At 41.0% G+C, this 14,324-nt stretch carries 10 protein-coding genes and 1 riboswitch; of the genes, 7 read left to right on the top strand and 3 right to left on the bottom strand.

Translation table 11 applies throughout. The features are described from left to right. Window positions 1-10: 10 nt before the first annotated feature. Together MSG34_RS16360 and cyoE are read left to right on the top strand one after the other, a co-directional pair. Window positions 11-1,066, top strand: coding sequence for a COX15/CtaA family protein (locus tag MSG34_RS16360; protein WP_248338565.1), 1,056 nt, complete (start codon window positions 11-13; stop codon window positions 1,064-1,066). Next, window positions 1,056-2,030, top strand: a complete 975-nt coding sequence (cyoE, locus tag MSG34_RS16355; protein ID WP_248338563.1) for a heme o synthase — start codon at window positions 1,056-1,058, stop codon at window positions 2,028-2,030. Before MSG34_RS16360 ends, cyoE begins: the two co-directional genes overlap by 11 nt. 110 nt (window positions 2,031-2,140) lie before the next feature. Here cyoE and gbpA read toward each other — a convergent pair whose 3' ends face one another. Further along, window positions 2,141-3,607, bottom strand: a complete 1,467-nt coding sequence (gene gbpA / locus MSG34_RS16350; protein ID WP_248338561.1) for an N-acetylglucosamine-binding protein GbpA — start codon at window positions 3,605-3,607, stop codon at window positions 2,141-2,143. 72 nt (window positions 3,608-3,679) lie between these two features. Beyond that, a riboswitch (cyclic di-GMP riboswitch) is annotated at window positions 3,680-3,769 on the bottom strand. Window positions 3,770-4,092: 323 nt separating this feature from the next. Between gbpA and MSG34_RS16345 the strand changes: the two genes are divergently transcribed. The 5 genes from MSG34_RS16345 to MSG34_RS16325 all read left to right on the top strand — a co-directional run bounded on the left by MSG34_RS16345 (window position 4,093) and on the right by MSG34_RS16325 (window position 8,685). Beyond that, complete coding sequence (locus tag MSG34_RS16345) at window positions 4,093-4,446, top strand: hypothetical protein (protein ID WP_050649189.1); 354 nt, start codon at window positions 4,093-4,095, stop codon at window positions 4,444-4,446. A 100-nt stretch (window positions 4,447-4,546) separates the two neighbouring features. Next, complete coding sequence (locus MSG34_RS16340) at window positions 4,547-5,218, top strand: DUF3313 domain-containing protein (RefSeq protein WP_248338559.1); 672 nt, start codon at window positions 4,547-4,549, stop codon at window positions 5,216-5,218. A gap of 12 nt (window positions 5,219-5,230) precedes the next feature. Continuing rightward, window positions 5,231-5,467 carry a DUF3820 family protein gene (locus tag MSG34_RS16335; RefSeq protein ID WP_248338557.1) on the top strand — a complete coding sequence of 79 codons (237 nt, stop codon included), beginning with the start codon at window positions 5,231-5,233 and terminating at the stop codon, window positions 5,465-5,467. After that, window positions 5,442-7,478 (top strand): recombinase family protein, encoded by a 2,037-nt coding sequence (locus MSG34_RS16330; RefSeq protein WP_248338555.1) that lies wholly within the window; start codon window positions 5,442-5,444, stop codon window positions 7,476-7,478. The genes MSG34_RS16335 and MSG34_RS16330 overlap by 26 nt, the downstream gene beginning before the upstream one ends. Window positions 7,479-7,665: 187 nt before the next feature. After that, on the top strand, window positions 7,666-8,685 hold the full coding sequence (locus tag MSG34_RS16325) for a hypothetical protein (RefSeq protein ID WP_248338553.1): 1,020 nt from the start codon (window positions 7,666-7,668) through the stop codon (window positions 8,683-8,685). A gap of 6 nt (window positions 8,686-8,691) precedes the next feature. Here MSG34_RS16325 and MSG34_RS16320 read toward each other — a convergent pair whose 3' ends face one another. Then, on the bottom strand, window positions 8,692-12,492 hold the full coding sequence (locus MSG34_RS16320; RefSeq protein WP_248338551.1) for a hypothetical protein: 3,801 nt from the start codon (window positions 12,490-12,492) through the stop codon (window positions 8,692-8,694). 341 nt (window positions 12,493-12,833) lie between these two features. Next, window positions 12,834-14,297, bottom strand: coding sequence for a hypothetical protein (locus MSG34_RS16315; protein WP_248338549.1), 1,464 nt, complete (start codon window positions 14,295-14,297; stop codon window positions 12,834-12,836). Window positions 14,298-14,324 lie beyond the last annotated feature (27 nt).

Raw genomic sequence — 14,324 nt, 5'->3', positions numbered from 1 at the left:
GAGATAAGTGATGCAGAATAAAGCCCCTGATTTACTGATGCTCGTGATGAGATTAACTATCTTGTTAACCCTTACCGTGATTGTTCTCGGCGCTTATACACGTTTGTCTGATGCTGGCCTTGGCTGTCCTGACTGGCCAGGGTGTTATGGGAAGATCACCGTTCCTTCTGATGCTCAAGCAGTGAATCAAGCCAATCTGCAATTCCCTGAGCGAGCTCTTGAAGCAGATAAAGCCTGGATAGAGATGATACATCGCTACTTTGCAGGAACATTAGGACTGCTCATCTTTGTCGTTGTAGCTTGGTGTATTAAAAAGAACATCACATCAGTTGGTCTTCCATTACTTATCTCAGCCACTGTGATCTTTCAGGCCTTGCTTGGAATGTGGACGGTGACTCTCAAGTTGATGCCCGTTGTGGTTATGGCGCATTTGATGGGCGGCTTCACGTTGCTGTCACTGTTGTGTCTGCTTTATTGTCGTTTGTCTCAATTCCAAAGCCGTTTTGGTGAGGCTTCTTATTCTCCAACACTTAAAGTTTGGGCGCTCTTTGGGTTACTTATTGTGGTTGGGCAGATACTGCTCGGTGGTTGGACATCGTCAAACTATGCCGCTTTGGTGTGTACCCAATTGCCTATTTGTGAAGGTAACTGGATGAGCTACCTCGATTTCAAAAATGCGTTCGATTTTGCTCAACATGGACACGACAACTATGAGTTTGGCGTGTTGGAATATCCCGCGAGACTTACCGTTCATGTCATGCACAGGTTCGGGGCTATTGTGGCGACATTAACGGTGCTGATGGTCGTGTACCAGTTATGGAAGTTTGGCCAAGCACCTTACCAAAAGCTGAGCGTCATTGTCGCAATAGTGTTGTTTACTCAAATCAGCCTTGGGATCAGTAATGTATGGTTTCACCTGCCAATCTCAGTCGCGGTTTTGCATAACCTAGTCGCAGCGATGTTGCTCATCAGCATGGTTGTAACCAATTTTGTGGTGTGGCAACGCAAACCGAGTGAGAGCTTGGTGAAGAACAGTGTATTACAAGGAGGTAATCATGGTCAGTAGAACGTCAACACAGTATGAGGTGGTGGCTCAAGACGCAGCCTTAAATCATAAGATAACAGCCAACAATGACATAGCGTTAAGTAACGAAATGGCTGCAAAAAACAAAGCCACTTGGAAAGTTTATTTAACGCTGACCAAGCCTAAAGTGGTGGCTTTGATGTTGCTGACGGCATTGGTTGGGATGTGTTTGGCCGTGCCGAGTGGATTGCCTTTGCAACAAACTCTGTTCGGAATGATTGGGATAGGGTTAATGGCAGGTTCAGCGGCTGCGTTTAACCATTTGATCGATAAAAAGATCGACGGCCAGATGACTCGAACAAATCGACGTCCTTTACCATCCGGTGAACTGAGTAGCGTGCGTGTGTTCAGCTTTGCAGCAGGTATCGGCTTGCTTGGGTTTACTACGTTAGTGATATGGGTCAATCAACTCACGGCTTGGTTAACCTTTGCAAGCTTATTGGGCTATGCGGTGATTTATACCATGTACCTGAAGCGAGCGACGCCACAGAACATCGTAATTGCAGGGATTGCAGGCGCGATGCCTCCACTATTGGGTTGGACGGCAGTCACCAACGAGCTGCATTCAAACGCTTGGTTGTTGGTGATGATCATCTTTATTTGGACACCTCCTCATTTCTGGGCGTTGGCAATTCATCGTCGTGACGAGTATGCCAAAGTGAACATCCCCATGTTGCCTGTGACCCATGGCATCGAATACACCAAGACTTCTATTTTGCTGTATACCTTGTTGCTCAGCATTGTGTGTATATTGCCTGTATTGGTTGGCATGAGCAGCTGGATATATCTGAGCGCTTCATTGGTGCTTAACGGCGGGTTTGTTTATTACGCTTGGATACTTAAATATCGTGATGATCCTAATATGGCGATGAAGACTTTTAAGTTCTCCATCTATCATCTCATGATCTTGTTTGTGGCTCTGTTGGCAGACCACTATCTACTTTGATAACCATATTTCTGCTGTTGCTGAATAAGAAAACGGATGCTCTGGGCATCCGTTTTTGTTTGGCTAATTACACAAGCTCACATACTTGAAAGTAAGTAACTCGCTAACAATTAGTCCACTTTGTTCCAAGCATCTTGCCAGTGTGAACCTACACCTGGCTCGTACTGAGTTGCTGTTGGAGCCCATTGAACACAGTAACCAGAGTAAGGGAACTCTTTACACTGATAAACACCACCATCGCTGCTTAGAACCTTTGTTCCTGCAGTGTAAGATTCAATGCTTTCTGGGAACACAAAGTCGTAATCGCCCGCTGGTGGCGGTGTTTGCTCGTCCATCAGATGGAAATCAAGCGTGTTCTGATCCACTAAGTTACCTTGGTCATCTTTGGTCACAACCACAAGCATGTGGTGGCCAGCTTCAGACTTAGAAAGAGTCAGTTGAACATCTTCAACTTGTCCGTCTGTTAGATCTGATTTCTGAGATGCAAGCGCTTCACGGTGATGGTTGTACACGGTAAGCTCAGCTTGGATATCGCCTGTTGCCGCTAACGTAAGGTCAAGCTGAGTAGGTTGGCTCTCATCGATAATGTACTCTGATTCTAAGCCCGTTACTTCTAACTCATGCTCGGGTTCTGGAGTATCAATCTTGTAGCCGATCTCTACACTGTTAAAGCCAGAGCCTGCTTTTAGATAAACAGGGTTAGTGCCGTAAACGGGTGCGAAATCGCCTTGGTCGTTCAATTGGCCTGCTTTGATTTGCGTCTGCTCTTGATTGATCTTAGAGGCAAGAGCGTAAGACCAGTTATTGGCTTTGCCTTGCTCAGAACTTTCAATCACAAGCTCTGTGCTGTATGAAGCGTTCTCACCAGATTGGTCAAATACACGCGTATAAACAGCGTCACCAACATTCAGGTCTTGTGTCGGGTTGATTTGACCACCTTGATCCCAATCAGGAATGATAGGGCCGTCGCCATCAAACTTCACATCGATAACGTTGTAGAAAGCCGCTGCAGTGTCACCTACATCCCATACCGCAAGGATCACTTGATAACCTTCGCGTTCTGGCACATTACACAAGTGACTGACTTGCATCGGTGGCTGTTCCATATTGCCTTCAACAACACAGAATGGCGTTAAGTCAAAAGAGCTGCGTGCCAAAGGCTGGTTTGGATTCCAGTCTGGTTGAGTAATGTAATATTTCCAATCGCGAGTCTTGTGATTAGCTGTGAATGTCCACTCGAAGTATTGAGAACCAGACTTGATAGGGCGTTTAACCCAGCGGTCTGCCTTTTGTTCGTCTAGCGCTGCAGCTAAAGAAGATTGCGCACTGGCGATTTTCCCATCAGCAGGGCCAACTTCTGGGAAGCCTTCAGGGCCTTCTACACTTTGTGGTTCGTATTGGATACCACCACAGTTGGTGTTTTTCTCTTGCGTATCACTCGCAGGGAACTTACATAGGGCAACACGGCTCTCAGCAACGCCATTGTTGTATGCAGAGACATAACCGTGACCGAAGCTTGCACCGCTTGCGCTAAGAAGCGATAGCGCGATGAGTGATTTTTTTGGGAGTTGTTTCATTATTTGTCCTTACTGTATTTGGCCGACAAAAAAGAGAACACTCCGGCATGCATTTACACTTAAATCCTATTAAGTGGCGGCCCCGCTATCATAGACAGAATATTTGTCGACAGACCGGTGGCTTTGCGTCCTATTCTTTCAAATAGTTTGCCAGAAGTGTGTTTGAGCAACCGAAATGTAGCCAACCAGTTTTATAAATGCGAATCAATCGATTGAAATGTGGAATGCCAATCTCGAACTTTTAATTCTTAATACAAATTAACTTGCTATATGTTTAGTTCGTTAACGTATAAATTATTGATATAAATAAAGAAAGCTTTTGCTCTAATCGTTTTAGTGAATGAATTTGGGTTGTTTCGCTTTGCTCTATACAACAATTGTGCGCATATCAAAACCAAACCTTTGGTTTCCACTAACCGAACCCTGACACGCCATGTATGAAAAGCCGGACAATTGATTGGTATGAATTATATAAAGGAGTCGGTATGGAATTCACAGAACTAGACAGAGACGCGTTGTATCAAACGTGGATGTCACAAAAATCGAGAATGCGAATTACGCAGATGGAGTTTTCAAAAAAACTAGGCATGAACCAGCTTGATTTCTCTAGAGTGCTAAGAGGGGAGACGCCATTAACCATGTCTTTCATTAGTCACTTTTGTCGTTTACTTCATTTGGAACCAAGGAATGTATTCCCCTCGCTAAAAGAGAGCAATGAGTCTGGGCCTAAAGTGGTCTACCTGAAAAGTAGAATGAGTGTTGATGGTGAGATCCAAAATGCTTATATTGAAGGAAATCAGGTAATTGTAGAGTACGCACACACTGTTCAACATGATTAATTTTAGAGTTAGCTCTAATTTTTAACCCCCTTTTTCTACAACCTTTTCACATAGGGTATGGCATACTTAGTTAGATTCCTTAATTTTAGCTAAGTGCGTTATGAACTCTTTAAAATTCCTTTTGCTTGTTGCAACCAGCATTTTCTTGTTTGGTTGTGCAGGCGGCCCAATTAGAACAGCTACTAAATTTACCAGCTACGAAGATTTTCAGGCTGGGCCTGTCGGAGGCGTCGACTTGGTTTGGGCAAGGGTTGGGCTGCGTGACACACAGCGTTTGAAGTCCAAGTTAGATGATTACGACTCTGTAGTGATCGACCAAATTTTTGTTTTAGCAGAAGAAGGTTCGTTGGATCAGGAAGAGATTCAGGAACTCACTGAGCATATGGTTGAACGCTTGGAAGAAAAAATATCGCCTCATAAAACGATTGTCGATGAACCTACAGGAAAAACGCTGCGCTTGAGTATCGCTCTGAGTAACGTTGAAACGCCAAATCCGATCTTAGCTGTAACGAGCAGCGTTCTGCCGTTTGGTCTTGCGGTGTCAACCATATCTAAGGTCACGACTGGTGAGCACACCAATGTTGGGAGTGCGAGTGTAGAGTTATTGGTCAGTGATGCTCAAGAGGGTACACCATTGTTTGCAGCCATCGATCGTGAAGCGGGTAATAAAGACTTTTCAACCATAATTGATTCGCTGGATGATGCCAAAGACGCGATCAACTATTGGGTCGAGCGTTTAGGTGATACTCTACACAACATAGATGACGCATAGAAAGAGCGGATAATGCTAGAGAAAGAAAACCTGATTAAGTTGGCTCGAATGCAGATGCCATTTGGAAAGTACGCGGGTCGTACACTGATTGACTTACCTGAAGAATATTTGCTGTGGTTCGCTAACAAAAAACAGTTTCCCTCTGGCGAGTTGGGTGATTTAATGCAGCTCTGTTTAGCTCTCAAGATTGAGGGCTTAGATTCTGTAGTGAAGCCCCTGAAGTATGAAAACCCTGCCAAAAATCTATAATTACGCTCGTGTTAGTACCACCAAACAGTTGAATGGTGTTGGTTTAGAAACTCAGCAACAAAGAAGTGTCCTTGAACAGTTGTCAGAGGAACATAACCTTCCAATTAATGATGAAAACTTCGTCGATCATGGATTGAGTGCATACCACGGTAAGCATAAGGAAGGAGCACTTGGGCTTGTTCTGTCTCGTATCGAGAATGGTGAAATATCTTCAGGCAGTATTTTGGTTGTTTTCTCTCTTGATCGTCTTTCAAGAGAAACTGTCAATGTAGCTATGGAGCAGTTACTTAGCATTATCAATCGTGGTGTTCGTGTGTACACGCACATTGATGACAAAATGTTTGATGCTAAGAGTCAAAACCTGACAGCAGATCTTATAGTCTCGTTGATAACAATGCAGAGAGCAAATGAAGAATCTGAAACTAAATCGAAGCGAATTATTGCTGCCTCTAAGCTTGCGTTAAAGCGTTGGTACGAAACGCAAGAACCGCAAGGTGCTCTAGGGCGTGTCCCGTTTTGGATAGATCAAAGTACCAATTCGTTCAACATTAATGCCGAGGGCGTAAGAAAAGCTGTCGAAATGCGGATTGCAGGCTTTGGAGATTTAAAAATTAAGCAATACCTAGATGCTAACTTTGAGTACAAGAAAATCAGACGGAAAGGTGGGGTAAAGAAAACTAATACGTGGGATTACATTGCTATCAGCCAGTTGTGGGGTAAACGGTCTTTGATAGGTGAAAAAACTTTCACTATCGAAGGCATAGAACATGTCTTGGAAAACTATTATCCAGCGCTAATAGATGAAAATACATTTCGTAAGCTTCAAATTCAAAAAGCAAAAAAGCAAGGACGAGATACGTCAAGTGGGAAGATCTCTTTGCTAAGAAGTCTCTCTCGTTGCGGTGTTTGTGGTGGCGCAATGGTCTTCATGGACAAAGGTGGCGACCGTGTTAGTTATGTCTGTAATTTGGCGTTGAAGGGCGAACATGAACGTGAACTATACAATGCCAACATGCTTGATTTGTTAACCCTAGAGGTTTGTAAGGATACTTATCTTTCAGAAACTGATAAAAGTAATAATGTTCTGGCAGAGCAGCAGAAACTAAAGCTTGAATCCGAGCTATCCGAACAGCAGGAAAGTCGAGATAACCTGCGTGATTCCTACAAATCTAGTCCGAGTAAAACACTTCTTGAACTCATTATTGATAGCGAAGACAAAATCTTGGATCTTGAAGCAAAGTTAGATGTATTGAACACCAATACTGTTGAGTTAAGTGCGGATGAACTATCCAAATTACCTGAAATTTACACTGACAGCATTCGAACGGACTATCTAAATCCCAAGAGGTGCGGAATACGGAAAAATCTAAGTCGTTTTATCTCTTCAATTACACTCAGCCGTTCGGAAGAGCCTTGTCGTGATGCCAAAACCAAGGTTGCCAACTGCGTCGATATTACATGGCACTTTAAGAACGGGCAAAAACGAAGACTTTCGATGTTGCCATATCAGTTCATTAAATCTGATAGGGGAGATAAAACGCTCTATCTACCATTCGTCTATCTGTATGGCACTAAAAGTAAGATCAAGGTTGAAGACGGTGACGAATTTCTGTCAGGAATTTTAGAGAAACTCCATGCATTAGACTTAACAAAGACTCTATATCCAAGCAAAGGTCGTTATCAATGGAGTAAATTGAGCCTAGAGTGCGGCAAAACCTACTGGGCACCTCTTGATAATGCAGAGTTTGGTGAGCAGGGAGTACCTTTTACAGAGTTTAGCCTGAGTGTAGAGGACGACTTCCTTCAAGAGCATGCGCAACGAACAGATTACTTGTCTCTTATGTTTAACTATCCGTCGTCAGGGGATGAGCGTTATGACTATCCTGAAACTACGTTTTTAGAGTTGGCTAACAAGTTTAACTTCGAGGAGGAACGTGACTTCTCATCGACTCTACAGGATAACTCTTTCAACCACGAACTATATTCATCGCTAGACTTCCTCAAGTCCTAGTTGTTTAGAGAACTGTAGTGTATCAGTAGGGGGGAGCTGTACAGCTTCTCCTTATTGTACATATCAACGAGATGTAGGAGTCGGAAGAGACGGTCATTAGTGATGAAGATCCCCCTCGCATCCAATCAGTGTTGCCTCAGCTGACCTGTATACATAACATTAAAGAAAACTCCATCGAGCTATTGAAATGCCACTCAGCGCCATCCTCAACAACAAGCCTATATATGGTTTCAATTTCAGTCTAAAAGAGTGGAGTGAGCTTAAAGAAATGTACAGGGGGCAAGAGCTTATCATGTCTTGCTGTGGTAACAAGGCTCGTCCTAAAACAAGCAAATTAGGTACTCAGTTTTTTAGCCATGTCCGAAGAGGTGGATGTGACAGTGTTGCTGAGTCTGAGGACCATTTAACGCTAAAGAACATGGTTGCTAAGGTAGCTTTAGAGACGGGGTGGGATGTTACATCTGAATATCGGGGAGAAACGCCAGATGGTGAAAAATGGGTAGCAGATGTCCATTGCAAAAAAGATACGAAAGAGATGGTCTTCGAGATTCAATGGTCGCCACAAAGCTATGAGGAATATGAAAGGCGTACTCACAAGTATCTCTCTTCTGGAATCCAGCGTTGTGCATGGTTATGTCGAGACTACAAATATAAAGAGAACGCTTTTCCGGAAACGTTTGAAACACCTTGTTTTGGCCTGAGTGGAAAATCTGGCAAGTACTCGGTTTCAAAGTTTGATGTTGACGTAGAGACTTTTTTACAAGGTATGTTCAACAGAAAACTCAAATGGTTACCAGTCAAAGGTCAAAAGCTGGTTTGCTATGCGTTTTACAACACTAGCTTGTGTACACGTTGCGGAGGGCAAAACAACTACTTCTGTAGCTTGCATGTATATTCCCCTGAGGGGCATCGTTTAGCCGAAGAGCTTTACTTTAGCTATGGTACTTCGACGCAAGAACTGATTGAAGCAAATGTTACGACAGAGCAGTTAATGCAACACCAAATTGGTTCTCTTCATCACATCTATGACAAACGAGCAGGGTACGCCTTCATGGCTCACGGTTGTCTCCACTGCAATGGGATAAAATGCAATCACACTTATCGTTACGACTATCATAGTGACAAGTCACGGGCGGTTCGCTTTGAAGCAATTTATGACCCAGAGTTGCTGTCAATAAGGCCTTCATGGTTTTTCTCAAAGTCTTGAACAAGTTTATGGTTCAAGACTTTTTCCACAGTAAAAGCTAATGACGACATGATAAATTGAAACAGTAACGTTACCACGCTGAAGTTCTTCTTTTCCCATCCAAAAGGTATCTGAATCTTCACCATTTACAGTTTCAAGATCATAACCATTTGCCTTGGTAAAACCTTTGTGCTGACGTTGTTTTATGTGGTTCTTATACTTACCCAATAGGGTGACAAAATCTCTATCGAATGCATATACGACAACAAATATTGTATTAAAGCCTTCTTGATCATACCCTGCCAACTTATCCATATGCTCATTGATATCGGTAGTCCCCCATTTAAGAAGGCGAAACGCTTCAAATAACGCAATACGTCTACTTTTATTGTTATCTACTATGACACCATCCACCTCACCATAGCTTTTACCTGAAGATGAACTGCCTATCTGACTTTGATCCGAAATATGAAGCGGAGAGTTTTTTTCTCTCATATTAAAAAGACTACAAAACCATTGATTAATTCGGTCTTCGTTTGCTGGCTTACTAGAATATCCAGATGAGAATTCCTCATCTTTGACAGGTATGTAAATGTTTTTACTGCGGCTAAGTAATTCTTTAGAGACTGAAGAAACTGTTTCAACTAAATACTCTTCAACAGAACTGTCATTTGTTATCTTCACATATGTTTCGATATCACTACCGTTAATCAGTTTAAAGCTATTTGCTAGTTGCTCAGGGCTTCTTTGATTTTTTTCAGCAAAACGATCGATATACTCTGTAGCACTTGAATCCTTTGCAAAAGCGTCCATTATAGCGTCGTTTATTTTATCTAATTCGTCTGGTAGGGTTTCGTTTTGACCTAAGAACCTTGTATAAGATGAAAAAGCGATATCTGCTTCTTTCACCAAGTTATGCTTAAGCAATAACTCACAATAAGGTGTAAGTAACTGAGGGAGGACTTTCTGAGTTGAACTCAATAGTTCCCATGCTTCCTTCATTGAATTGATGTCATCAACAGTCAGGTAAGCATGAAGTATTCCAGATATCCACGGCAATGGATAACTTGGGATAATAGACCATTGTGCTTCTGCCGACTGTTCTACTTTTGCTAAAACACTTCGAATCAAAGTTATATTTGAAGTTTCATGATGGTTAGCAAGATAGGCATGTAACAACATTAAGATATGTTCTGGGTTCTTAGTATCTTCGACTAATTGTTTTAGAATAAGAATGCTCTTTGGAGCATCACGTTCAATCAGGTAATATGCTAGATAGTAGCGTCTAAAGTGCTCACATTCGTCGTAAAGCTTTCTCTCTGATGATACAAATGGAATAGGAATATTGTTAATATGTGATTGAAAATCAGGGTCATATTCGCTTTGGTTAACAGCTTTTAATGTGACATCTAACTTGTATTGATAACACTTTATCAATTGACGTTTATCAGTAAATAGATGGTGCTTTTCTTCTTTGAATCTACCTTCATTCAACTCATGACTAGCTTGTTTAAGAACGGTTAATGCAAGGTCAAACTCAGAAGCTCGGTATGCTGATACAAATGTTCTTTCTAAGTCATCTAAAGAGCTATTAGCAATGTTGTCTATTGAGAGCTTTGTGATTGCTGATTTGAGAAGCTCTTTTCGTACAGGGTGAATACAAGCTTCCATTAATTGGAAAAGTTGTGAGTTAGATAAGATATCTTCATTTGAATCAAGGAAGTCTTCGAAGTCTGAATAATCGATTTTGTTTATGTAAACACAGAAATCAGGCCATAGATCGTAAGTATTTATTCCAATAGTACGAAATAATCCATCTCTATCATTAGTACCGAAGCCTAAATTGTCAACGATAGATATATTTCTTTTATGCAGTTTACTTAAATGTTGGCAAGAGTCATGACTTGCAACCGCCATCAGTATTTGAAAGTAACAATTTATAGCTCCTTTCGCTTTATACTGAGATTCGTTTTTCCATAGCAAAGCAGATGACCAATCATTTTTATGTTTTTTAGAAATTAACAATAGTCGATCTACATTATTTTCAATAACTAACTTATGCCAAGGGAACTGTTTAATTAAGGTTGAAGCATCTAAGTTTGATTTTTTACCATCAAGATTTAATATCATATCTTGCTCTAGCTCATTAGTAATAAGATTAACTAATTTACTTATATGCTCTTGAACAGTATCAAGTGAATTTCTATCGATAAAATCATATAGCCACCATAATAAGAAATACGTGTTATTACGCAGCTTAAAAACCGTTGGGGTCGGATAAGAACGTTCGCTTAAATCAGCTCTATCAATAATATCAATCATTGATAGTGTTTTATTAGGATCTTGATGTTTTATAAAGTTGTCTAACAGGGTGAGATAGCTTGAATCTTTAAAGTTATCTCTATATAGACCTAACTTATCAGTCAAAACAAGAACTATATCAAGAAACTCTTCACTACACTTAATATTGTTAGAGTTCGTTTTGGCGTATCTTTTAGAGATAGAAACTTCTAATGCTTCCACAACATCTCGATTCTCAATCTGATGTGAAATTTCATCATAGAAATGGGTGAACCAAAACATTGCGAAATTGCATGTGTCTATTCGAGATAGGAGAACGCAGAAATATTTAGGAAATAATCGAAATTGAAGTAAGTCACCGAAAAGTAGATGCTTAAGTAAAGGGTGTTCTAACGCAAACTCTATCAGCTCTATCAGTGCATGAGGGTAAAACAGCGAATGGTTATCGACACAAATACTTTCCTCTAAAAGTTCCGAAATCAGCGAACTATAAAAGTGACCAATTCCTTCCCAATAAGTTCTGCTTTTAAAATTATCCTGTGTTTCAGCAAACTCGTTTTTACTAACATTACGTAATGAATGAGAGTTTAGGGAAGGCAAAGAGTCCTTTTTAACCACGTTTTGTCGAGGTTGCTTCACACATTCATCTGCGTTATTTGGTTCCCCCTCAGCTTGTGAACCTCCAATCGATATGGTTAGTTTTAGCGTTTGAGTGTAATTGAGAACAACGTCAGAAAAATGGTTACTGTTTGATATTGAACGGGCTAAATCTTTAGGGACAGGGAGCTTTAATAAGTGTTGTTGTAGTTCTGCTGTATAAGCACTGTACTCTGCATCTGACGTCGCATATTTAAGAACAGGGAGAGCGGCACTGCATGTATAACGCATGAGACGTAGCCACTGTTCGAAGGCTTCCTTAGAGCTAGTCGAGTTCGAAAGTAATTTCTGCCATAAAAAGGTACCGACTAGTAGGTTAAGATTATGGTTTCTTCCGTTGAAAATATACGAGTTATCTTCTTTTTCAACATAGGAGAGTAACAGGGAAGTATTAGTGAATTCTCTGTTCCATATTTCTTCTGAAACAAAGAGATTGGGCTTTTTGTAGCCTTCCTGACCACGTTGAATATGTTGTAAAGTTCTGAGTGTTTCTATTACAGGAATTAGAGAGTCATCGACGTGCTGCTCAAGGTGATTTTCTAAGTTACAGGTAAGTAAAAGGTAATCAGCCTCAAACATTACAAGGCAGCACTCTTCTAAATATTCAATTTCTATTCCTTTGCTAATCGATACAAGTTTGCCATTTCGATCCCATAACTTAGTTCCATTGAGAAGAGCTGATACACAGTGTCTATCTAGAGGTTCTGTCGTAAGTGATGAGTGCATTAGAAACCTTGCAAAATCTTCAGCTTCTTTCTGCTGCTCTAAACTGTAGAAGTTCTGCGAATCAGTTGAGGCTCGTGTGGATAGCTCCAAAAGAGATTTAATCTTCGACCAGTCCCTTGAATGCTCAACATGATTTACAGCCATAGTATCTTCTCTTGATTCAAATGAATAAATAAAACTATATTATACACTTAAGAATCAATAGGATACCCATTGATTTTGATAAAACAATGCAAAAGAACAAGATACTTTACCCATGACTCTTCATACAAAGCTAAGACACGACGCAACTATTAGGAAAACTAGGTCAAAATGTCTATAGGTATATGTTAAGAACCCCATGGTTAAATGACTTTTGGGCGGAACCGATGTAGGTCAACTTGTCAGGTACTAGTCACATCGAATAAACGAGATATTGCTAAGCTAACGAACGTTAGGCTAACGTTCATTAGCCTAACGTTCGTTAGCTTAGCAATATCTCACTCTCATTTAGGTGAACTTTTGCTTGGTTCTGGGGAGAGCTTTGGAGTTCGAGATTTCATTTGACCGCTGATGTTATTGAATACACCTATTACATCTTTATCTAAACACAGGCTATGAATTGCCTCTGCATCAGATCTAACCGTCTCCAAAATCACCTGTTTTGCCTCGGGCGTAGTCTCATAGTGGTGATAGAGGCAGTCGTTAGCATTTTCAATCGCTTTTGCTTGGTCATTAGCAACAATGCCTTCGATGAGCTTTTTATAGGGGGCGAGGAACAAGGTTAGAATTTTTCGTACGCTACTAATACATTGCTCTAAAGCATTTAGCTCTATTTCTTTAGACTCGATACCAAGACGAACTTTATTTAAGTGACTTTCCTCATCCATAACCTTTTTTTCTAACTCAAGTAGTGCTTCTTTGCCTGATTCATTCTTCTTAATCAGGGCTTTACGCTTGTTAGTTAAACGTTGGTTTTCTAATTCAAGCAGCTGGTTTAGGTTGTAAAGTCGATCTGCCTTTGGTTTCTTCGCATTCTCGTATTGTCGATGAAAAGATACCACTTTACGCTGTCTGGATTGCGTCCATTTTACGTCAAGCTCCTGAAACCTCATTCGAACATGAGTCATAAACATATCTTGCAAGATCATCCCTTGTATTTTAGATGCGGTAAGTCCAGCAACTAAAGGGCTATTGAGGCTAGAAATAGTATGTTTATCATGTCGACAAGTATCAGGGTTCCATAAAGAAACTTCTGTTGGTTTTGCCTTTAGGTAGTTGTTAACTGCTTCTCGTAGAGCGGAGCAAAGGTCTCTCTTGCCAGTCTTTCTGTTTTTGGTACTGAGAAATATGTGAGGATGTGTACCAGTTTCCATATCAATACTGCGCTCATCATCGTGAACGACCAGCAAGCGTATCTGATAGTTGGGGAGATACTTCTCGTAAAAACTTCTTATGCATTCGGCCATGCGCTTAGGCTCTACAACTGCTCCGTGGCGATGAGGGAATTTGAAAAAAGCCTCGTGTATTTTAGCTGTGCGGCCATCCTCGCTTCCTTCTACCTTTTCGGATAAGTCCATGAAAGTATCTAGTAGGGTTAAGAGCTGATTGCGGCGCTTCACTCCCTCAATGGACTCGATTATCTCTCTATAATTCTGAGGTTTTTGGTCTCTAATCAAGGTTAATTGGAGTGCTAGATGTTCATCTCCAGCTTCCATTACAGACTGGATTTTTTTGTTGAGCTTGTACTCGTACTTTTTGTAGTTACTTTTGATAGAAGTCGATACTGGTTTAGGGGCAAACTCTTCAGAAATGAGCTTGGTGATAAAGGCTGAACGGCTCTCTTCAGATTGGTTATTTAGCTTAAATCCTTGCGGGCTACCTTCAGTGAAAAACCAGTTCTTTCCAGCTAGTTGTTCAACCCACTCATTAGACTTAAATTTGTTTGATTTGATACGTAGTGAATGCATCAAACTCTTTTTTAAAGCGGCACGTTT

The organism is Vibrio sp. 1CM2L (assembly GCF_023161695.1).
GTDB classification, from domain to species: Bacteria; Pseudomonadota; Gammaproteobacteria; order Enterobacterales; family Vibrionaceae; genus Vibrio; species Vibrio coralliirubri.
Note: the sequence above shows the minus strand (reverse complement) of the source record. Positions and strands in the feature narration are given on the sequence as shown.

Bases quoted from the DNA above. Each gene is read 5' to 3' on its own strand.
- MSG34_RS16360 (WP_248338565.1), top strand. From the start codon at position 11: ATGCAGAATAAAGCCCCTGATTTACTGATGCTCGTGATGAGATTAACT.
- cyoE (WP_248338563.1), top strand. From the start codon at position 1,056: ATGGTCAGTAGAACGTCAACACAGTATGAGGTGGTGGCTCAAGACGCA.
- gbpA (WP_248338561.1), bottom strand. From the start codon at position 3,607: ATGAAACAACTCCCAAAAAAATCACTCATCGCGCTATCGCTTCTTAGC.
- MSG34_RS16345 (WP_050649189.1), top strand. From the start codon at position 4,093: ATGGAATTCACAGAACTAGACAGAGACGCGTTGTATCAAACGTGGATG.
- MSG34_RS16340 (WP_248338559.1), top strand. From the start codon at position 4,547: ATGAACTCTTTAAAATTCCTTTTGCTTGTTGCAACCAGCATTTTCTTG.
- MSG34_RS16335 (WP_248338557.1), top strand. From the start codon at position 5,231: ATGCTAGAGAAAGAAAACCTGATTAAGTTGGCTCGAATGCAGATGCCA.
- MSG34_RS16330 (WP_248338555.1), top strand. From the start codon at position 5,442: ATGAAAACCCTGCCAAAAATCTATAATTACGCTCGTGTTAGTACCACC.
- MSG34_RS16325 (WP_248338553.1), top strand. From the start codon at position 7,666: ATGCCACTCAGCGCCATCCTCAACAACAAGCCTATATATGGTTTCAAT.
- MSG34_RS16320 (WP_248338551.1), bottom strand. From the start codon at position 12,492: ATGGCTGTAAATCATGTTGAGCATTCAAGGGACTGGTCGAAGATTAAA.
- MSG34_RS16315 (WP_248338549.1), bottom strand. From the start codon at position 14,297: ATGCATTCACTACGTATCAAATCAAACAAATTTAAGTCTAATGAGTGG.